General features: G+C 35.1%; 16 protein-coding genes. 13 read left to right on the top strand and 3 right to left on the bottom strand.

Going from position 1 to position 18201, the window contains the following annotated elements; genetic code table 11:
* Window positions 1-72 precede the first annotated feature (72 nt).
* Both B5P40_RS05960 and deoD read right to left on the bottom strand, forming a co-directional pair.
* Complete coding sequence (locus tag B5P40_RS05960; RefSeq protein ID WP_002030723.1) at window positions 73-1884, bottom strand: sensor histidine kinase; 1812 nt, start codon at window positions 1882-1884, stop codon at window positions 73-75.
* 201 nt (window positions 1885-2085) lie between these two features.
* Complete coding sequence (deoD, locus tag B5P40_RS05955) at window positions 2086-2793, bottom strand: purine-nucleoside phosphorylase (RefSeq protein ID WP_000110704.1); 708 nt, start codon at window positions 2791-2793, stop codon at window positions 2086-2088.
* A gap of 174 nt (window positions 2794-2967) precedes the next feature.
* Here deoD and B5P40_RS05950 point away from each other — a divergent pair, with 174 nt between their 5' ends.
* The gene (locus B5P40_RS05950; RefSeq protein ID WP_002193215.1) at window positions 2968-3762 is read left to right on the top strand and encodes a hypothetical protein; all 795 of its coding nucleotides are present in this window, start codon (window positions 2968-2970) and stop codon (window positions 3760-3762) included.
* Window positions 3763-3766: 4 nt separating this feature from the next.
* Here the strand turns inward: B5P40_RS05950 and mprF are convergent, their stop codons facing one another.
* A complete protein-coding gene (gene mprF, locus B5P40_RS05945; protein WP_002193214.1) occupies window positions 3767-6349 on the bottom strand; it encodes a bifunctional lysylphosphatidylglycerol flippase/synthetase MprF in 2583 nt (860 codons plus the stop codon).
* 186 nt (window positions 6350-6535) lie between these two features.
* Here mprF and B5P40_RS05940 point away from each other — a divergent pair, with 186 nt between their 5' ends.
* The 12 genes from B5P40_RS05940 (at window position 6536) to resE (ending at window position 18157) form a co-directional block, all read left to right on the top strand.
* Window positions 6536-6925 carry a hypothetical protein gene (locus B5P40_RS05940; protein WP_078184182.1) on the top strand — a complete coding sequence of 130 codons (390 nt, stop codon included), beginning with the start codon at window positions 6536-6538 and terminating at the stop codon, window positions 6923-6925.
* A 22-nt stretch (window positions 6926-6947) separates the two neighbouring features.
* Entirely contained in the window at window positions 6948-7439 is a 492-nt protein-coding gene (locus tag B5P40_RS05935; protein WP_002086668.1) for a YpuI family protein, read from the top strand.
* A gap of 106 nt (window positions 7440-7545) precedes the next feature.
* Complete coding sequence (locus B5P40_RS05930; RefSeq protein WP_002030730.1) at window positions 7546-8460, top strand: superoxide dismutase; 915 nt, start codon at window positions 7546-7548, stop codon at window positions 8458-8460.
* A gap of 113 nt (window positions 8461-8573) precedes the next feature.
* Window positions 8574-9698: a D-alanyl-D-alanine carboxypeptidase family protein gene (locus tag B5P40_RS05925; RefSeq protein ID WP_002086664.1), complete on the top strand. Its 1125-nt coding sequence runs from the start codon at window positions 8574-8576 to the stop codon at window positions 9696-9698.
* A complete protein-coding gene (gene spmA, locus B5P40_RS05920) occupies window positions 9691-10287 on the top strand; it encodes a spore maturation protein SpmA (protein ID WP_002086662.1) in 597 nt (198 codons plus the stop codon). Before B5P40_RS05925 ends, spmA begins: the two co-directional genes overlap by 8 nt.
* Complete coding sequence (gene spmB / locus B5P40_RS05915; RefSeq protein ID WP_002086660.1) at window positions 10284-10814, top strand: spore maturation protein SpmB; 531 nt, start codon at window positions 10284-10286, stop codon at window positions 10812-10814. The genes spmA and spmB overlap by 4 nt, the downstream gene beginning before the upstream one ends.
* 288 nt (window positions 10815-11102) lie before the next feature.
* Window positions 11103-11831, top strand: coding sequence for a 23S rRNA pseudouridine(2605) synthase RluB (gene rluB / locus B5P40_RS05910; protein WP_002030733.1), 729 nt, complete (start codon window positions 11103-11105; stop codon window positions 11829-11831).
* A 94-nt stretch (window positions 11832-11925) separates the two neighbouring features.
* Window positions 11926-12447, top strand: coding sequence for a thiol-disulfide oxidoreductase ResA (resA, locus tag B5P40_RS05905; RefSeq protein ID WP_002064495.1), 522 nt, complete (start codon window positions 11926-11928; stop codon window positions 12445-12447).
* Window positions 12448-12526: 79 nt separating this feature from the next.
* Window positions 12527-14188, top strand: coding sequence for a cytochrome c biogenesis protein ResB (gene resB / locus B5P40_RS05900; protein ID WP_113708965.1), 1662 nt, complete (start codon window positions 12527-12529; stop codon window positions 14186-14188).
* Window positions 14189-14206: 18 nt separating this feature from the next.
* Window positions 14207-15364, top strand: coding sequence for a cytochrome c biogenesis protein ResC (gene resC, locus B5P40_RS05895; RefSeq protein WP_002030737.1), 1158 nt, complete (start codon window positions 14207-14209; stop codon window positions 15362-15364).
* A gap of 301 nt (window positions 15365-15665) precedes the next feature.
* A complete protein-coding gene (gene resD / locus B5P40_RS05890; protein ID WP_002011758.1) occupies window positions 15666-16382 on the top strand; it encodes a DNA-binding response regulator ResD in 717 nt (238 codons plus the stop codon).
* The gene (gene resE / locus B5P40_RS05885) at window positions 16382-18157 is read left to right on the top strand and encodes a sensor histidine kinase ResE (protein ID WP_085963310.1); all 1776 of its coding nucleotides are present in this window, start codon (window positions 16382-16384) and stop codon (window positions 18155-18157) included. Before resD ends, resE begins: the two co-directional genes overlap by 1 nt.
* The last annotated feature ends 44 nt before the right edge of the window (window positions 18158-18201 follow it).

Genomic DNA, 18201 nt, shown 5'->3' with positions numbered 1-18201 from the left:
AGGATTAACTTGTTTCTTACTATAAAGGGAGAGTGTGAATTTCATGTGAACTCCTAGTGAAATTAAGACAAATTATTTGACTTCTTTTACTTTTTGTAAATTAAAATAAAATACAACGCTATTAGTGGTATTATACACGCCGTATTCAGCGTGATGGAGATCTAAAATGTTTTTCACAATGGATAACCCAAGGCCAGTACCTCCAGTATGACGGCTACGAGAAGCGTCTAAACGGTAGAAGCGATCCCAAATTTTTTCAAGGCTTTCTTCTGGAATAGGATTACCTGTGTTTTCAATTTTGATTTTCACTGTATCTTCCGTTTCTATAACAGAGACGTGTATTTTTTCACCATCTGGAGTATATCGAATTGCATTGCTAAGTAAGTTTACAACGACTTGCTCAATACGGCTACGATTTGCTTTAACAAATAGAGAAGAGTCAGCATGGATGTCCACTTGTAAATGTTTTTCCTCCATGCTAAATAATAATTTTGTATAGACTTGTTGAATTAATTCACCGATCGAGAATGTCGACATTTCTAGTTTGTACGTACCTGATTCTAGTTTTGCTAATTCTAACATTTCAACAATGAGCCTGTTCATATTATCTGTCTCTTCCAAAATAACATTTGTATAATATGTCGTATCTTTACTTACGCCATCTTGAATACCTTCAGCGAAGCTACGAATAACACTAAGTGGTGTTTTTAATTCATGAGATACACCAGAAATGAATTCTTTTCTCGTTTTTTCCAATTGACGTTCGCGTTCAATATCTTGTTGTAATTTTGTATTGGCAACATTTAATCGGTCGATTCGATCTTTTAAATTTACAGAGAGTGTATTAATACCACTTGATAACCCGCCAATTTCATCGTCTGCCGTAACAGGTAACTTCTCGCTAAAATCAAAGTTGGCCATTTTTTTTGTAACACGATTTATCTTAATTAATGGTTTAACAATGATTTTTGAGTAGTAGAAGGATAACAAAATAATAACGAGAAACACGATAATTAAGGCATAGACATAATAATCTTTTAAAACGAGCATCGCTTCATTAACAGGTTGTAAAGATGCTATCACAAAAGCGTAATCCTTAATTTTTCCGTTTTCCATAATAGGCTTTACAAAGACACTGTTTTTTATATTTTCCCCACTATCTAAAATATACGTGTTTAATTGATTTGAATTAGAAGTACCTTGTCTAATAGTGCTTGCAAAATATTCAACAGCTTGTAATGTTTCAAAATCATTTGCAAGGCGAACCTCAGATTTGGAAGGGATATGTAATTTAGATATCACACCGGTAAAACTGATCTGAGACGTAGTTTTATATCGATTTGTGAGTCTATTTTTAGAGGGGTTACCACTAATTGATTGAAAATCCGAATTGCCATTTTCATTTCGCCATCGATTATAATTAGTCGTCAGTTCTAGTGGCGTTATTATATTATCTTGTAAAAATCCCTCTACGTGAATCATGCCCTCTTTTTTTAAGCCTAAATTTTCGAATTTATTATATTCTTCAGGTGTTAAAAGATTATTAAGTGGGATGGAATAGGTTTTATTGTTATTAGGGTTAATTACCTCAATGTAGTAATTGTTTTCACTTTTAATAATGCCGTTAGAATCTAAAAATTGCATTTCAGCATTCGTTTTATCGTGAAATTCTTGTTTTAGCTTTCTGATTTCCTCAAAACTTTTGTCGCTTTTTTCATAATTATCTACGAATTTTTCAAAAGCCGTTTGAACGGTTTTTATTTTTTTATTAATATAAAACTTCTCTAAAAATAGAGATTGTCCAAGGAAAAAAAGGAGAAATATGATTGTAAATAAAGTTGATGTTAATAAAAATAGTTTAAAGACGATGCTTCTGTTCTTCACTGTTTCACCTCGTATGAAAAATACTGTAATATAAATGATTTCTTAATTATAACAAAGGTTACAAAAAAGTAGAGGGGATAAATCTGTCTCTCTCTAAAGTAGTTTTTTATAGAAAGTCACATAAAGAGACGGTACAGTGACTATAGAAGTATTTTAGCATAAAAAAGAACTCGCCAGACGTATGACGAGTTCTTTAGTGTACTATTGCTGAATTGCTGCATCTAAAGCGATTTCAATCATTTCGTTAAATGTAGTTTGACGCTCTTCAGATGTTGTTTCTTCACCAGTGAAGATATGGTCGCTTACTGTTAATACAGATAATGCATTTACACCATATTTAGCTGCTAATGTGTAAAGAGCAGTCGTCTCCATCTCTACTGCTAATACACCGTAATCTGCAAGTTTTTTAACCATGTCCATGCTCTCACGATAAAATACATCTGCTGTTAATACGTTACCAACACGAACGTGTAATCCTTTTTCTGTTCCAGCATCGTAGGCTTTCTTTAAAAGATCAAAGTTTGCAGCAGGAGCAAAATCAAAACCCGGGAATGTTAAGCGATTCATATTAGAATCTGTACAAGCCGTCATCGCAATAATAACGTCACGTACCTTAACATCTTTTTGAATTGCACCACATGTCCCAACACGAATTAAATTTTTCACTCCGTAGCTTTGAATTAATTCGTTTACATAAATAGAAATAGAAGGAACACCCATGCCTGTACCTTGAACAGATACACGCTTTCCTTTGTAAGTTCCAGTGAAACCTAACATGCCACGCACGTTATTATAACAAGTAACATCCTCTAAAAATGTTTCAGCAATATATTTTGCACGTAATGGATCACCAGGTAATAGAATAGATTCAGCAATTTCGCCTTGTTTTGCTTCAATATGTACACTCATGAAAAATCCTCCTTATTAATGTATTGATAGAAATCAATATCATTTGCATTATACACTACGACTCCTTTCAATTAAAATCTTTTTTATTTGTAATATGTGCAAAAGAGGAGGATTTCATAAATCATAATCTAGAATATATATTTAAGAGGTTTTGCATGGATAAAGAAAATAAAAATGGTAGGTGATATTTTGAAAAATCTTGTCATTGGGCTTATTGCACTAATCCTTATTGTGGCAGGAGGATTTTACATAAAAAAATATCAAGAAACTGTAGAAACGACCGGAGATGTTCAAGAAGTGAAATGGGATTTGAAGAATAAAGAAGGAAATGAAAAAGTCGATATTTCGTTTCAATTGCTAAATAAAATGAATAATGAAGTTCGTGGTGTGAACGATCAAATTCGAGCAGTGATAGTGGATGGGAATTTGAAAAACATACAACAAACGAAGCCTATATTTGCTGGAAATGGATCGTATAAGCTATCTTCAGATGTAGCAAAAGGTGAAGAGTACACGATATTTTTGTATGAAGATGAAAACAAGTCCATGGAATCATTTTCTAAGCAAGATTTTGGTGAAGAAAAAAAGGAGAAAAACAAGGACAAGAATAAAAAGAAACTACCTGTCGATACTGTACTTACAAAAAATATAGGAGAGCATCAAGTGTCTCTTTTATTTGGTGCATTACATCCGAATGAGGCAACGACATTAACATTTCAGTTTCAAGCGAAAAAGGGAGAAAAGCTGAAATTAAATTCAGGGAGAAGCGAAGTCAACGCGCTATATATCGTTGATGAAACGAGGGGACATTTTTTATATGCCATTCCTGTTGATACGGATGAGCAATTACAATATCGTATTACATTTCCAGAAGAAGGAACATATAAAATATGGGGGGATTTCTATATAAATGGTAAGAAGTATGAAAAGGAGTTTAGTATACAAGTGCAAAAACGAAAAAACAGCTAAGTACTTAGCTGTTTTTTCGTTTTCCTATTAATTTTGTTACAGAGAGCATTGTAATTGGTAAAGAATGATTCTTTCGAAATGCTAAATATTTTCCACTCCATGCAGGTTTGTATTTTTCTTTAAAATGTCGTAAACCGCTGAAGCTATATGTGTAACGAACGTTATTAAATATTGCAGCAGCAACTCGTTCAGACCAGAACGATTGCGTTGATAAACCGACATTTGAGAGTGGTGCCATACCAATATTAAAGGAATGGTATTCATTTTCTTTTGCCCAGTGGAATAAGTGGATAAAAATTGCATCCATAATTCCGCTAGGGGCATCTGGATAATAACGCATTAAATCAACAGATAATATGCCACTTTGATATACTGGCATAAAGGTTGTGAATGCAATGATTTTTCCTTCTGCATCAGATAATGTAGCGATAGGGGCACGACTAATATACTCACGATCGAAGTACCCAAGTGAAAATCCTTTCTCTTTTTTTCCGCCGAGCCAAGCATCAGACACTTTCTTTAATTCCTCGTATAATTCGTCTGAGAATGGTGGCTCATGAATAGAGAATGTATAACCTTCTCGTTCAAAACGGTTGAAAGTGGCTCGCATACCAGCACGTTTCTTTCCTGTTATTGTAAACGTATTTAAATCAACGACAGCCTCTTCACCAAGTTTAAAGAAGTTGTAGCCAAAATCGTGGTATAAGCTCATCCATTTGCTTTCAATTTGATAGAATACGCAAATATACCCAAATCGATCAGCTTCAGTCAAAAATTCTTGCAATACAGTGCGGTAGGAGGATGGATCACCAATTGGATCACCTAGTACAACAAGACGTTTTCCAGTAATTGAAAAGAGAAGAAGTGCTTTTCCGTCACTACTGAAGAAGAACTGTTTATCCCCTAAAAAACCTAAATGACTAAGTACATTCCCGCCATGTTCATCTAAGAAGTTTTCTAACCTTTTATCATTAGCTGGTTGCCCGGGAAATTCACTACGGTAACGATTGGCAATTAGTGAGCCGATAAGTAAAAAAGTAGGAACGAAAAAGGCTGCTGCTAATGCACTTCGTTTAACTTGTGTAATATTTCGAACGACAAAATCAGGTTGGAACGCTTCTTTTGCACCCGCAAATAAAATACCTAAGTTTTTATATAAATATAACGTAAGTAATAAGAAGATAAATACTTTTACGATATCAGAAAGTGAGACTTCCATTTTCTCGCGTATAAATCTTTTACGAAGCATATACAACACAGCAAGTACGATTAATAAAATAAAGGTTTCTTCAATGTCAATTCCTTTTAGGGTATTAAAGATTGCTGCTCCAATTAAAGAAACAATCGTCATATAGTAAGAACGCTTTGTTCCATAATATATGCCTCGCGAAAGAATCAGGAGGAGAATACCGAATGTTAATGATAAGCTAAAAGAAAATTGAATAAGGTGCTTTGGAGCTAAAATATGTAAGGCGTGAGCTCGATTTATACTAGTCGGTAAAATTGTTGATAGAATAACCATTAAGCCAGCGAATACTGTTAAAGCGGCGGATGCCCATGAACCTAATTTCCCTAAAAAATCACGTTGTAAAGTCCAAATTACACCAGTTGTTTCTAACGCAGGTGCAATAAATGGTTTATCTTCAATTTTTTTTATGGCAGCTCCTGTCATTTCAAAGGCTGCAAAAATGAGACCTAGGCAGAATGGTAAGATGTAATAGACAAGTCGGTATAATAACATAGCAGGTAGTAATACGCCTGTATCAACGCCGTATTGTCCTAGTCCAGTTAAGAAAACAAGGTCAAATGAACCAAGGCCACCAGGAACAAGACTTACGACACCAGCTAAAGCAGCAATTACGTAAACACCTAAAAACTTTTGAAATTCGATATCAATTCCAAACAATATTAAAATGACGTACATAACGATACCGGCAGATACCCACTCGACTAATGAAACTAATGAATATAAAACAGTTGGATTTTTCTCTTCTTCTTCCTCTTGTTCGTCTAGCTGTTTTGTTTTTCTATTTTTAATTTTAGAAAACCCAATATATATAGGAACGAAAAGAGCAAAGAAGATAAGAACAGGCCATAACCACGGTTTTTCGTGCAGAATAAAACTAGTGTCTAATATTCCAATAAGGCCGAGGAATGACAGAATGGCTAATCCGTTAATAAAAGCGGTTGTCATCCAAGCAATACTTTTAATAAGTTTTCCATTATCTTTTATATGCGGACGATATAGCATTGTACGTACACCGGCACCAACAAGACCACCAAAACCGATAAATCCATTTAAAGTGTTGGCAATCCATGAGATGCGGAAGATCTTTTGTACAGGTATATCTGCTTTTAAGTAACGAAGCATAACAAAGTCATAAAAGAACATTGTTGAAACTGCAAATGCACCGAGTGTAATCGCTAAAAATACCCCACCAGTTGGAATGTTTTTAATTGTTTCAATTGCTTCTAAAAAAGAAATGCCTGCTAATTCTTTTTTAGCTTGAAAGAAAACAATTGTTAAGACAACAAATGGGAAGATTATTTTCCCGATTTGTAAGAAACGTTTCCATGAAAACGACATAAATACAACTCTCCTTGTGTAAGAAAACTGAGACAATAATATTATTATGACAAACTTCAAGAAAAATAAAAAGGTAAATTCCTGTATAGGGAAGCTATTTTTTATATAGGTTATATTTAAAAGAATATTTCGTTTATTAGAAAATTGAGTTAAGATGAGGTGAAAGAAGGAAGAGAGGGGAAGTAGATGATTATAATAGGTTATGCAGGATATGAGTTAGAAAAAGAAAAACCGAATACATCAGAAGATTTTTTTAATAGATCTGAAGTAACATATATATTAAATAATCAAGAGAAAACCTTTTCTGTCTTATATGTTCGATATTTTGAAGAAATTTTACAAGAAATTATCCCTTTTGAAGGAAATCCAGTTTATAAAGTAGAAGAACAAGACGTATATTTACGAGATATTGTAGCGATCGCTTGTTTAGTGAAAGATAAAGAGCTACGCGCGCAGAAGCGCTTGTATCTCAATGAAGTAACAGACTTTCAACGATACTTTGATGAGGGAACAGTGGTGAAAGTACAAGAAATATTAGCTGAATTACATAAAAATAAAAGAGTAGAAATAGCGTAAAACGGCAAAGGAGAGAGAAGCCATGTCTAATTTGATGGTTGAAAATCAAACAGAACAAGTTTCTATATTTTTAGAAGATGTAATTTCCTTGATAACTAATTATGTGAATTATCATACGTTACCTTCTTTATTGGAGGAGACACCAACAGGAAACGAGCAATACTATAAAGGGATATTAGCATCAATAAGAAGACTTCTTGTTTTTTGTGAAGAAGGACTTGATGCATGTTTTGTTTTGTTGAATAGCCAACCATTTCGAAAGACCGCAGCTGAAACAGTTTTATATAAGATTTACCATCAAGTAATTGCAGAGTTTTTTTCGCCAAAGAATGATCATTGGTATGAAAATAGTCGTTCTGCTTATACAGGGAAAAATTCTATTGTTTTTCAGCAAATCCCCCCTGGATCTATAGAACGAATGATGAAGGATTTAGAAGGGAAATTTCAATTGATGCGTGAAGAACTAGAATATTATGAGACAGATTACCAAACAAAAATGTTGCACAAATATTAATTAAGGAAAAGAAGCTAAGGATACTTAGCTTCTTTTCCTTTTGTCCAGTTATATAAGGGATTTTAATTGAATATAGTTAAAGTGGATAGCATCAAGGAGGTGTGACATGAGTCAGCAAGGTGTATTTACAGATTACTTTCATGAAGTAGAAAGCTGGTGTGAAAGTGTTCTTCAAGTATTAGATAGCCGTGCAATGGAAGTGTATGATGTCCATATGCTTGCTTATAAAATTCAAACGTTATTAGAGCGTATGAAAGAGCATGAATACGACACAGATGCCGAGTTTATGTATGAAATAAGTGATGATGTAGAACATATTCAACACCATTTACAGGAAGTATTTATGCAAGAAGGAGAGGAATATGAACTATGTGAAAGAGGGGATAGCGAACGAGCTGTTCCGATTGGGGGGCATACCCTTCCACCATTACCTTATCCATATAATGCGCTAGAACCGTACATTTCACGAGAAATTATGATGTTACATCATGATAAACACCATCGTAGTTACGTGGAAGGATTAAATAAAGCAGAGAAGATGATGGAAGAAGCGAGAAAAACAAATCAATTTGATTTAATTAAGCATTGGGAAAGAGAAGCGGCTTTTCATGGATCAGGTCATTACTTACACACGATATTTTGGAATAACATGAAAAAAGATGGTGGTGGAAGTCCGAGAGGGGCTTTTTCACAACAAATTGAGCAAGATTTCGGAAGTTTTTTACGTTTTCAAAAGCATTTCACGGAAGCAGCTTCTAAAGTGGAAGGTTCAGGATGGGCAATTCTTGTATGGGTACCCCGTTCAGGAAGGTTAGAAATTTTGCAAAGCACGCTTCATCAATTGTTTACACAGTGGGATACGATACCACTCCTTGTACTGGATGTATGGGAACATGCGTATTATTTACAATATCAAAATCGAAAAGATGAATATATTAAAAATTGGTGGAATGTTGTAAATTGGCCAGATGTAGAAAAGAGATTTGAAAGTGCGAAGCAAATTGAATGGACACCGTATTAGACGCATATCTCATGCGTCTTTTTTAGTGGAGGTGGAAGGAAGATTTCGTTCATATTTTAAAAGGCCAAGCATACACTTGTACAAAAAGTGCCAAAAGGACGTGGGGGGGAAATATGAGACGAATTTGTATAATAATTACGCTAATTATAATGTACGCAAGCGTTATGCCAATTCCTGCATATGCAAAAATGAACGGTGGTGTCAGTGCTCGTAACGCAGTCTTAATGGAACAACAATCCGGTCGTGTGCTATATGGGAAATTAGAACATGAGCCACAAAAAATTGCTAGTATAACAAAAATTATGACAGCATTGTTAGCTGCTGAATCAGGAAAAATGAAAGAATTAGTATCGGTTAGTAATGAAGCGGTACGAGTAGAAGGATCGGCAATTTATTTAAAACCTGGACAAAAAGTTAAGTTAGAAGATTTAGTTTACGGATTAATGCTTAGATCTGGTAATGATGCAGCACAAGTAATTGCTGAAAATGTGGGAGGGAGTATAGAAGGATTTGTATATTTAATGAATGAAAAGGCGAAAGAAATCGGAATGAAAGATACGCATTTCTCAAACCCGCATGGCTTGGATGGGGATGGATCGCATTATTCGTCGGCTTATGACATGGCATTATTAACGAAATATGCAATGGGGAACGAGACCTTTAAGAAAATTTTTGGAACAAAAACGTATAAATCAGATTCTTGGGATTATCCGTGGAAAAATAAACATAAGCTTGTGACATCTTATTATGAATTTGCAACAGGGGGAAAGACAGGTTTTACGAAGAAAGCAGGACGGACGCTTGTCACAACAGCTTCAAAAGATGGACTAGATTTAATTGTCGTAACTTTGAGTGCTTCTAGTGACTGGGATGATCATATGAATTTGTTTGATAAAGGCTTTGAACGCTATAAGCAAGCGAAAGTTTTAGGACAAGGCGCACTCGCTGAAATAAATGAAAAGAAATATGCCAATCATGTTTATACGAAAAATAGTTTTTCTGTACCTTTAACTGAAGAGGAAAGAAAGAGCGTTTTATTGAAAGTTGAGCTCGATAAAAGTGCAAAACTTACGGATGGAGTAAAGATTGGGAAGACAGAAATTTATGTAGGGAACGAGAAAGTTGGAGAACGAAATTTGTTTTACAGTAAACGAAAGTTAGTAGCTACAACAGGAATGTATTGGAATAACGTAAAAGAAATCTTCTCTTACATGATAGGTGTTGGGATAGATGGTTAATCTCGTATGGGCAGCGATGGCAGTTATAGGGATTGTGTATGCCATGATAAATGGAACGATGGAAGAAGTGACCAAAGCAGTGTTTGAAGGGTCAAAAGATGCTGTAACGATTTGTATTGGACTTATTAGTGTTTTAGTATTTTGGCTCGGTTTAATGAAAATTGCTGAGGAAGCTGGATTGTTAAAGAAGTTAGTATCACTTTTTATGCCGATAGTAAAAAGATTATTTCCAGAAATACCGAAGGATCACCCGTCAATGGGATTCATTTTATCAAATATGATGGCGAACTTTTTTGGGTTAGGTAATGCAGCAACACCTTTAGGTATTAAAGCAATGGAACAACTGAAAGAGTTAAATGGTGGAAAGGATTCAGCAAGTCGTTCTATGGTGACGTTTCTAGCATTAAATACTTCAGCGATTACATTAATTCCGACTACTGTCATTTCGATTCGAATGACTTATGAATCAGCAAACCCTACTGAAATCGTTGGCGTAACATTTATAGCACAAGTGTTATCGATGATTGGCGCGATTTGGATTGACCGCTATTTTTACCGGAGAAGGAGTAGAAAGGGGCGGAAAAAATGAGTATTGTAAATACAATTTCATTATGGGTAATTCCTTGTGTAATTGGTTTTATCCTTTTGTATGGCACGATAAAGAAAGTTCCAACGTACGAATCGTTCGTTGAGGGCGGAAAAGAAGGGATTCAAATTGCGGTTTCCATTTTGCCGTTTATGGTTGGAATGCTTGTATCTATTTCTATTTTCCGGGCATCAGGTGCTTTAGATGCGATGATATCGGTAATGAAGCCGATGTTAGACTTTATTCATGTACCAGCCGAAATCGTTCCACTTGCACTTATACGTCCGATTTCGGGATCTGCTGGTTTAAGTATTACGACCGACTTAATCGCTACATATGGGCCAGACTCGTTTATTGGTAGGTTAGCTTCAACGATGCAAGGTAGCACAGATACGACTTTTTATATATTAACAGTATACTTTGGGGCTGTCGGTATTAGAAAAATGGGAGATGCATTAAAGGTAGGACTTTTTGCAGATTTAATCGGAATTATTTGTTCAATTGTGTTTGTTTCCCTATTGTTTCGGTAATGCTATTCATTTTTTGCGCTATTTAGCTTATAATACGTATACGACCACTATTAACGTGTAGTTTAATAGTGGTTTTTTTATGCGGTGTTTTTGACAAAATGATGAACTTTTATCGTGGACAACATGAAAAAGTGTAAACAATAATAAAGGGTGAAAACGTGATATGCCTTTAGACGTTTATCATCATTGCTATGTTGTTAAAGATAGGCGAAGTAAATGGCATAAAGCTTAGGCGGTTGCCAAGTCTTTCTAATGTAAGGTAAGATAAATTTGAGGTGAAAAAAAGAAATGGAACGATTACAAAAAGTGATTGCGCAAGCAGGTATTGCATCGAGAAGAAAGGCTGAGGAATTAATTCAGCAAGGGAAAGTGAAAGTTAATGGGAAAATAGTGAAGGAGTTAGGAACAAAAGTAACTCCTCAAGATAAAGTGGAAGTAAATAACATCCCTCTTGAAAAAGAAGAACCTGTTTATTTTTTACTATATAAACCAACTGGTGTAATTTCAAGTGTATCAGATGATAAAGGAAGAAATGTTGTAACAGACTTTTTCCCTGAAATTAGACAACGTTTATTCCCAATCGGACGCTTAGATTATGATACGTCTGGCGTATTATTGATGACAAATGATGGTGAATTTGCAAATGTATTAATGCATCCGAGATATAAAGTTGAAAAAACGTATGTTGCGAAAATTAAAGGGCCATTAACAGGTGAGAAAATTCGCATGTTAGAACGAGGTGTTGCATTAGAAGATGGGAAAACAGCACCAGCACAAGCGAAAATTATTTCTTGGGACAAGCGTAAAGAGATGGCAATTGTACAATTAACGATTCATGAAGGACGTAACCGTCAAGTACGCCGCATGTTTGAAGCGTTAGATTGTAAAGTAATGAAATTAAAACGTGAACGGTATGCCTTTTTAGAAGTGGGTAGCTTGCGTCCTGGCGATGCAAGAGAATTGACACCACATGAGGTGAAACAATTACGTGCATTGGCTTCTACAAAGCCTCGCTAATCTATATTGTGAAACTTTCACCAGTGGAATGCTCCGCTGGTGATTTATTAAAAAATACATATATTTATCACTCGTCGAAGAGAGGGGAGACAACATGAAAAAAAATCGCTTATTATTTCGTGTTATCATTTTGCTCATTTTAAGCGGTGCGGTAGGGTTTACGCTATATCAAGGATTTTTTACTGATAAAGAGAAAATGCAAATTGGAAAAGAAGCACCTAACTTTGTTGTAACTGATTTAGAAGGAAAGAATATTGAATTAAAAGATTTAAAGGGAAAAGGTGTATTTTTAAATTTTTGGGGAACTTGGTGTAAACCTTGTGAAAAAGAAATGCCTTATATGAATGAGTTATATCCGAAATATAAAGAAAAAGGCGTTGAAATTATTGCCTTAGATGCAGATGAAACGGATATCGCAGTGAAGAACTTTGTGAAACAATATGATTTGAAATTCCCAGTTGCAATTGATAAAGGGCAAAAGATCATAGGTACATATGGAGTGGGACCATTACCAACAACCTTTTTAATTGATAAAGAAGGCAAAGTAGTAGAGCAAATTATAGGTGAGCAAACGAAGGAACAATTGGAAGAGTACTTAAAGAAAATCACTCCATAATTAAGAAAGCCTTTACATAAGAGGTGCTTACGTATAGCACCTTCGCTTTAAAAATTCTGAGTATTGCGGTAACTCTAGGATGGAATATACAATAGTACATATAGATAAAAGGGCGGTGAGAGCTTTGAAAGAAATTAAGTGTGAATGTGGACATGTTAATCCGATAGGAACCATTTTTTGTGAAGCATGTGGGAAACCATTTGAAAGTAATGAAAATATAAAATTATTGGATATGAGATATGAGGGGAGTGCTCGGAGATCTCTCACACATACAAAAACGATAGTCGATAAAATTTGGAGTTTTTTCTCTTCTGTAAAAGTAGGTGTATGGTTAATCGTAATAACTTTAGCTTCATCGGCAATAGGAACTATCTTTCCCCAAGAAATGTACATAACTCCAGGAATCGAACCAGCTGAATATTATAAGACCGAGTATGGATTTTTAGGACAATTATACTATCAATTAGGATTTAATAATTTATATGGATCATGGTGGTACATGATTTTAATTGCTTCCATTGGTATTTCACTTGTTATATGTAGTTTAGACCGTGTCATTCCTCTTTATAAAGCTTTAAAAAAACAAGGGGTGAAAAGACACCCAAGTTTTTTGAAAAGACAGAGAGTGCACGGGACTGGTACGCCGCATGAAGGTGACTTAGAACGAGTTCAAATTAATTTAAAGAAACGTAATTATAATGTAAAAGTGGAAGACGGGAACGTTTTAGCGGAAAAGGGACGTTTTTCACGTTGGGGTCCATATGTAAACCATATTGGTCTTATTATCTTTCTATTCGGTGCAATGCTACGTTTTTTACCGAGTATGTATGTAGATGAAGCACTTTGGTTACGTGACGGTGAAACGAAAGAAATACCAGGAACAGATGGTCAATACTATTTGAAAAACGAAAAGTTTATCAAGGAAGTTTATGATAAGAGTAAGGATAAAGAAGTTTTTGATGAAGCAATTGATCGTGTTGGTGATAAAATGATTGCGAAAAACTTCCAAACAAATGCTGTATTATATAAAGCGGTAGGAGAAAATATAGCGGGTCAAAAACCAAAATTAGAAAAGGTAAAAGAAGCTGAAATTCGAGTGAATGAGCCACTGAAATTTGATCAATTTGCTGTTTATCAAGTGGATTACAAAGAAAGTGAATTTAAAAGCATGTCTTTCCATTTGCAAAACAAAGAAAATAATCAAAAGTTGGGACCGATTAAAGTAGATTTAGCGAATCCTACAGAAAAATATGATTTAGGAAATGGGTATTCTTTAGAACTATTAAGCTATTTTCCAGATTTTTATTTTGATGAGAATGGAAGGCCGAATACGAAAACAAAATTACCGAATAATCCTGCATTCGTCTTTAAAATGTTTACCCCGGAAACACCAGATGGTGAAGTTAGTTTCGTCGGTATTCAGCAAAACATAGAGCCTGACGGGAATAATAAATATAAAATGTCATTTGCAGGTGTGGAAATGCAAAATGCAACAGCTCTTACAGTAAGAAAAGATTTGACGCTTTGGATTCTCGGTATTGGAGGATTTATATTTATGGTTGGTGTGATTCAAGGTATGTATTGGAACCATCGCCGTATTTGGATACAACGTGTTAATGATGAATGGTGGGTTGCAGGCCATACGAATAAAAATTGGTTCGGCTTAAAGAAAGATATTGAAAGAGTACTAGAAGGAACAGCGATTCCACAACCACACGATAAAATGAATGAAAAAAATTAGTTAAGGTGGGGAAACGATATGGTACAAATAAGTAGTAATTTTCTGTTCGCGGCGTTTATCTTATATTTAATTGCAACTTTATTTTTTGGAGGAGCAATTAAAGAAAAAGGTAACAAGTGGGCAAATATAGGTATAACTATAACAATTTTAGGATTTATTGCACAAATAGTATATTTTGTTACAAGATGGATCGCATCAGGACATGCACCGGTTAGTAACTTTTTTGAATTTGGTACATTTTTTGGCATGATGCTTGTGGGAGCTTTTATCATTATGTACTTTGTATATCGTGTAAGTATTATTGGTTTATTTGCTTTACCGGTAGCTCTTTTATTAATCGCTTATGCAAGTATGTTCCCGAGAGAAATTTCGCCGCTTATCCCATCTTTAAAGAGTAATTGGCTACATATTCATGTAACGACAGCGGCAGCGGGACAAGCAATATTAGCAATTAGTTTTATTACAGGCGTAATGTATTTACTGAAAAATGTAGATCAATCAACAAGAAGTAAGCGTACATTTTGGTTAGAGACAGTAGTTTTCACACTTGTTTGTACAGTTGGGTTTATTGGAATAACAACGGTATTTTCTAGTATGAAATACGAAGCGAAGTTTCAATGGATTGATAAAAATGAACAACAAGTTGAAATGAAGTATAATCTCCCTGCTTTAGTTGGACCGCATGAAGGGAAGTTAATGACAGAAAATAAATTAGAGCCAACAGTTGAAGTTCCAGCGATTGTAAATGCGAAAAAATTAAATACTGTTATTTGGTCAGTGTTAGTCGGAACGCTACTTTATATTGTATTAAGACTTGTTTTACGTAAGCGAGTGTCAGCGGCACTTCAGCCGTTAGTAAAGAATACGAATAGTGATTTATTAGATGAAATCGGATATCGTTCTATTGCGATAGGATTCCCGGTGTTTACATTAGGAGCATTAATCTTTGCAATGATCTGGGCTCAAATCGCTTGGACGCGCTTTTGGGGTTGGGATCCAAAAGAAGTTTGGGCGCTTATTACTTGGCTCTTTTATGCTGCGGTATTACATTTACGTTTATCTAAAGGATGGCATGGAGAAAAATCCGCCTGGCTTGCAGTGATTGGTTTTGCAATCATTATGTTTAACTTTATTGTAGTAAACTTAATTATCGCGGGTTTACATTCATATGCATAGAGAAATAAAATAGGAGAGTGTATGTCACTTTCCTATTTTATTTTTGTCAAATTTTCTTCTTTTTTGAGAAAAACATGACAAAGTAGCGGTTGATTCTGTAAAATGATGTCGAGGACCAAATATACTGTTCAAAAAAAATACATAGTTTTGGAAAAAAAATGAACAAACTTTATTATTCTTGTGAAGCATAATATGGGAAGTGGAACGTTAAAAAATGCTTAATTAGACGAGGATAGGTGCAACATTATATTGTAGAAGGGTAGGTGTAAACCGTTGTGGTAAAAGTACGCAGCGGGTAGAAATGGAAAATGAATCAAGAATTTTAATTGTAGACGATGAGGATCGTATTCGTCGTTTATTAAAGATGTATTTAGAAAGAGAGCAATACACAATTGAAGAAGCGGATAATGGTGATACAGCTTTAGAAATGGCGTTACAAAATGATTATGATTTAATCCTACTGGATATTATGATGCCTGGTAAAGATGGTATCGAAGTGTGTAAAGGGATTCGTGAGAAGAAAGCGACGCCAATTATTATGCTGACAGCAAAAGGTGAAGAAGTAAATAGGGTACAAGGGTTTGAAGTTGGAACTGATGATTATATTGTAAAGCCGTTTAGCCCGCGTGAAGTAGTACTTCGTGTGAAAGCGGTATTACGCCGCGCTGTACCAACGACATTCTTTACACAAGATACAACGACGAAAGATGTTACTGTTTTCCCTCATTTAACAATTGATAATGATGCGCACCGCGTTACAGCGGATGGTAATGAAGTAAACTTAACACCGAAAGAATATGAATTACTATTATTCTTAGCGAAATCCCCGGATAAAGTTTTTGACCGTGAGCAATTGTTAAAAGAAGTATGGCAATATGAGTTCTTCGGAGATTTACGTACAGTTGATACGCATGTAAAGCGTTTACGTGAAAAGTTAAGTAAACAATCACCAGATGCAGCGAAAATGATTGTTACCGTTTGGGGCGTAGGTTACAAGTTTGAGGTTGTGAACGACTGATGCTTTGGAGAAGTGTAGTAGGGAAGTTATGGATGACCATATTACTTCTCGTTTCGTTTGTTCTTGGATTTGTTGCTATTTTACTTTCACAGTTTTTTAGAACGTATTATGTTGATATGAGTGAAGCTAGGCTTCAGAAAGTTGCAACAAGTGTCACGGAATTAATTGAAGAAGGTGCCGATGTAAAAACGATTGAGGATATTGCTTACAAATTTTCTGATCCACTTTCAAGGATTATCATTGTAGAAGACGGTAAGGAAATTTCTTCTTCGCCGAAACAAGAAGGATTAGTTACTCTTACAATAGATGATTTGAAAAATGATAAAGAATTAGCAGCTGTTTTTACAGATAAAAAGGATATTAAGAATAATATTAGAAAAGCTTCTAATAGTAGGAAGAATAAAAATACTGAAAATGATATTATGATCGTCGGGAAACCAGTACAGTCAAAAAATCAAAGTGCAGTGTTTGTATATGAATCATTGCAAGTTCCAATACAAGGTATGGAGAGAACGACTGATTTTATTTTCTTATCAGCCGGGATTGCGATTATTTTAACGACTTTCTTTGCATTTTTCTTATCTACTCGAATTACGGCACCACTTCGTAAAATGCGTGAGGTTGCATTTGAGGTAGCGCGCGGGAAATTTGATACGAAAGCCCCTATGGTGTCGCAGGACGAAATTGGTGAGCTTGCAACTGCTTTAAATCAAATGGGAAAACAGTTGAAGTTTAATATGAATGCCCTGCAGCAAGAAAAAGAGCAGTTAGCTAGCATTTTGAGTAGTATGGCAGATGGTGTTGTTACGTTAAATCAAGAAGGTGAAGTCGTTGTTATCAACCCACCGGCAGAACACTTCTTACAAGTTTGGCAAGAAGAAAAAGAAGTAGAGTTAATTAAAAAACTGCCTTCTGAACTTGTTGAACTATTCCATCTCGTTGTAGAAAGTGAGCAACAACAAGTTGTTGAAATTAATTTGCAAAAAGGTAACTACGTAGTTCTTATGACACCGCTTTACAATCAAACAAAAATTCGTGGAGCTGTAGCAGTATTGCGAGATATGACGGAGGAGCGTCGTCTTGAGAAAATGCGTCAAGACTTTATTGCGAATGTATCACATGAACTTCGTACACCGATGGTAATGCTTCAAGGATATAGTGAAGCAATTTTAGATGATATTGTGCAAACGAAAGAAGAAATTAATGAGTTTGTTCAAATTATTTATGATGAATCTGTTCGTTTAGGTAAACTTGTAAATGAGTTATTAGATTTAGCCCGTATGGAAAGTGGACATGTAGAGTTACATATAGGGGAAGTAGATATTCATCCATTTGTCGAAAAAATTGGCCGTAAATTCCAGGGGATTGCAAAGGATAAAGAAGTCCAATTAACAGTGGATTTCCAAAGTCCAATTGAACAATATCCGTTTGATGCAGACCGTATGGAACAGGTACTGACGAATTTAATTGATAATGCAATCCGTCATACAAATGCAGGGGGACATGTTACACTTGTAATTAATACGAAAAATAGTGGCCTTACTTTCGAAGTGCAAGATTCAGGTGCTGGTATTCCAGAAGAAGATATTCCGTTCTTGTTCGATCGATTCTATAAAGCTGATAAAGCAAGAACGCGAGGGAAAAAAGTTGGAACAGGACTCGGGCTTGCGATTGCTAAAAATATTGTTCAAGGTCATGACGGGAAAATTTCTGTATCAAGTGTCGTTGGAGAAGGAACTACATTCTCTGTATATTTACCAAATCGTATAATTTAGATATATATGTTTTTAAAAAGTTGATCATGAATAAAAGCTTTACT

The sequence above is a fragment of the Bacillus sp. SRB_8 genome (genome assembly GCF_003264205.1).
In the GTDB taxonomy this organism is placed as follows: Bacteria; Bacillota; Bacilli; order Bacillales; family Bacillaceae_G; genus Bacillus_A; species Bacillus_A mycoides.
The sequence above is the reverse complement of the archived record's forward strand: the minus strand, read 5'-3'. Positions and strand labels throughout refer to the sequence as shown.

Bases quoted from the DNA above. Each gene is read 5' to 3' on its own strand.
- deoD (WP_000110704.1), bottom strand. From the start codon at position 2,793: ATGAGTGTACATATTGAAGCAAAACAAGGCGAAATTGCTGAATCTATT.
- B5P40_RS05950 (WP_002193215.1), top strand. From the start codon at position 2,968: ATGGTAGGTGATATTTTGAAAAATCTTGTCATTGGGCTTATTGCACTA.
- mprF (WP_002193214.1), bottom strand. From the start codon at position 6,349: ATGTCGTTTTCATGGAAACGTTTCTTACAAATCGGGAAAATAATCTTC.
- B5P40_RS05940 (WP_078184182.1), top strand. From the start codon at position 6,536: ATGATTATAATAGGTTATGCAGGATATGAGTTAGAAAAAGAAAAACCG.
- B5P40_RS05935 (WP_002086668.1), top strand. From the start codon at position 6,948: ATGTCTAATTTGATGGTTGAAAATCAAACAGAACAAGTTTCTATATTT.
- B5P40_RS05930 (WP_002030730.1), top strand. From the start codon at position 7,546: ATGAGTCAGCAAGGTGTATTTACAGATTACTTTCATGAAGTAGAAAGC.
- B5P40_RS05925 (WP_002086664.1), top strand. From the start codon at position 8,574: ATGAGACGAATTTGTATAATAATTACGCTAATTATAATGTACGCAAGC.
- spmA (WP_002086662.1), top strand. From the start codon at position 9,691: ATGGTTAATCTCGTATGGGCAGCGATGGCAGTTATAGGGATTGTGTAT.
- spmB (WP_002086660.1), top strand. From the start codon at position 10,284: ATGAGTATTGTAAATACAATTTCATTATGGGTAATTCCTTGTGTAATT.
- rluB (WP_002030733.1), top strand. From the start codon at position 11,103: ATGGAACGATTACAAAAAGTGATTGCGCAAGCAGGTATTGCATCGAGA.
- resA (WP_002064495.1), top strand. From the start codon at position 11,926: ATGAAAAAAAATCGCTTATTATTTCGTGTTATCATTTTGCTCATTTTA.
- resB (WP_113708965.1), top strand. From the start codon at position 12,527: ATGGAATATACAATAGTACATATAGATAAAAGGGCGGTGAGAGCTTTG.
- resC (WP_002030737.1), top strand. From the start codon at position 14,207: ATGGTACAAATAAGTAGTAATTTTCTGTTCGCGGCGTTTATCTTATAT.
- resD (WP_002011758.1), top strand. From the start codon at position 15,666: ATGGAAAATGAATCAAGAATTTTAATTGTAGACGATGAGGATCGTATT.
- resE (WP_085963310.1), top strand. From the start codon at position 16,382: ATGCTTTGGAGAAGTGTAGTAGGGAAGTTATGGATGACCATATTACTT.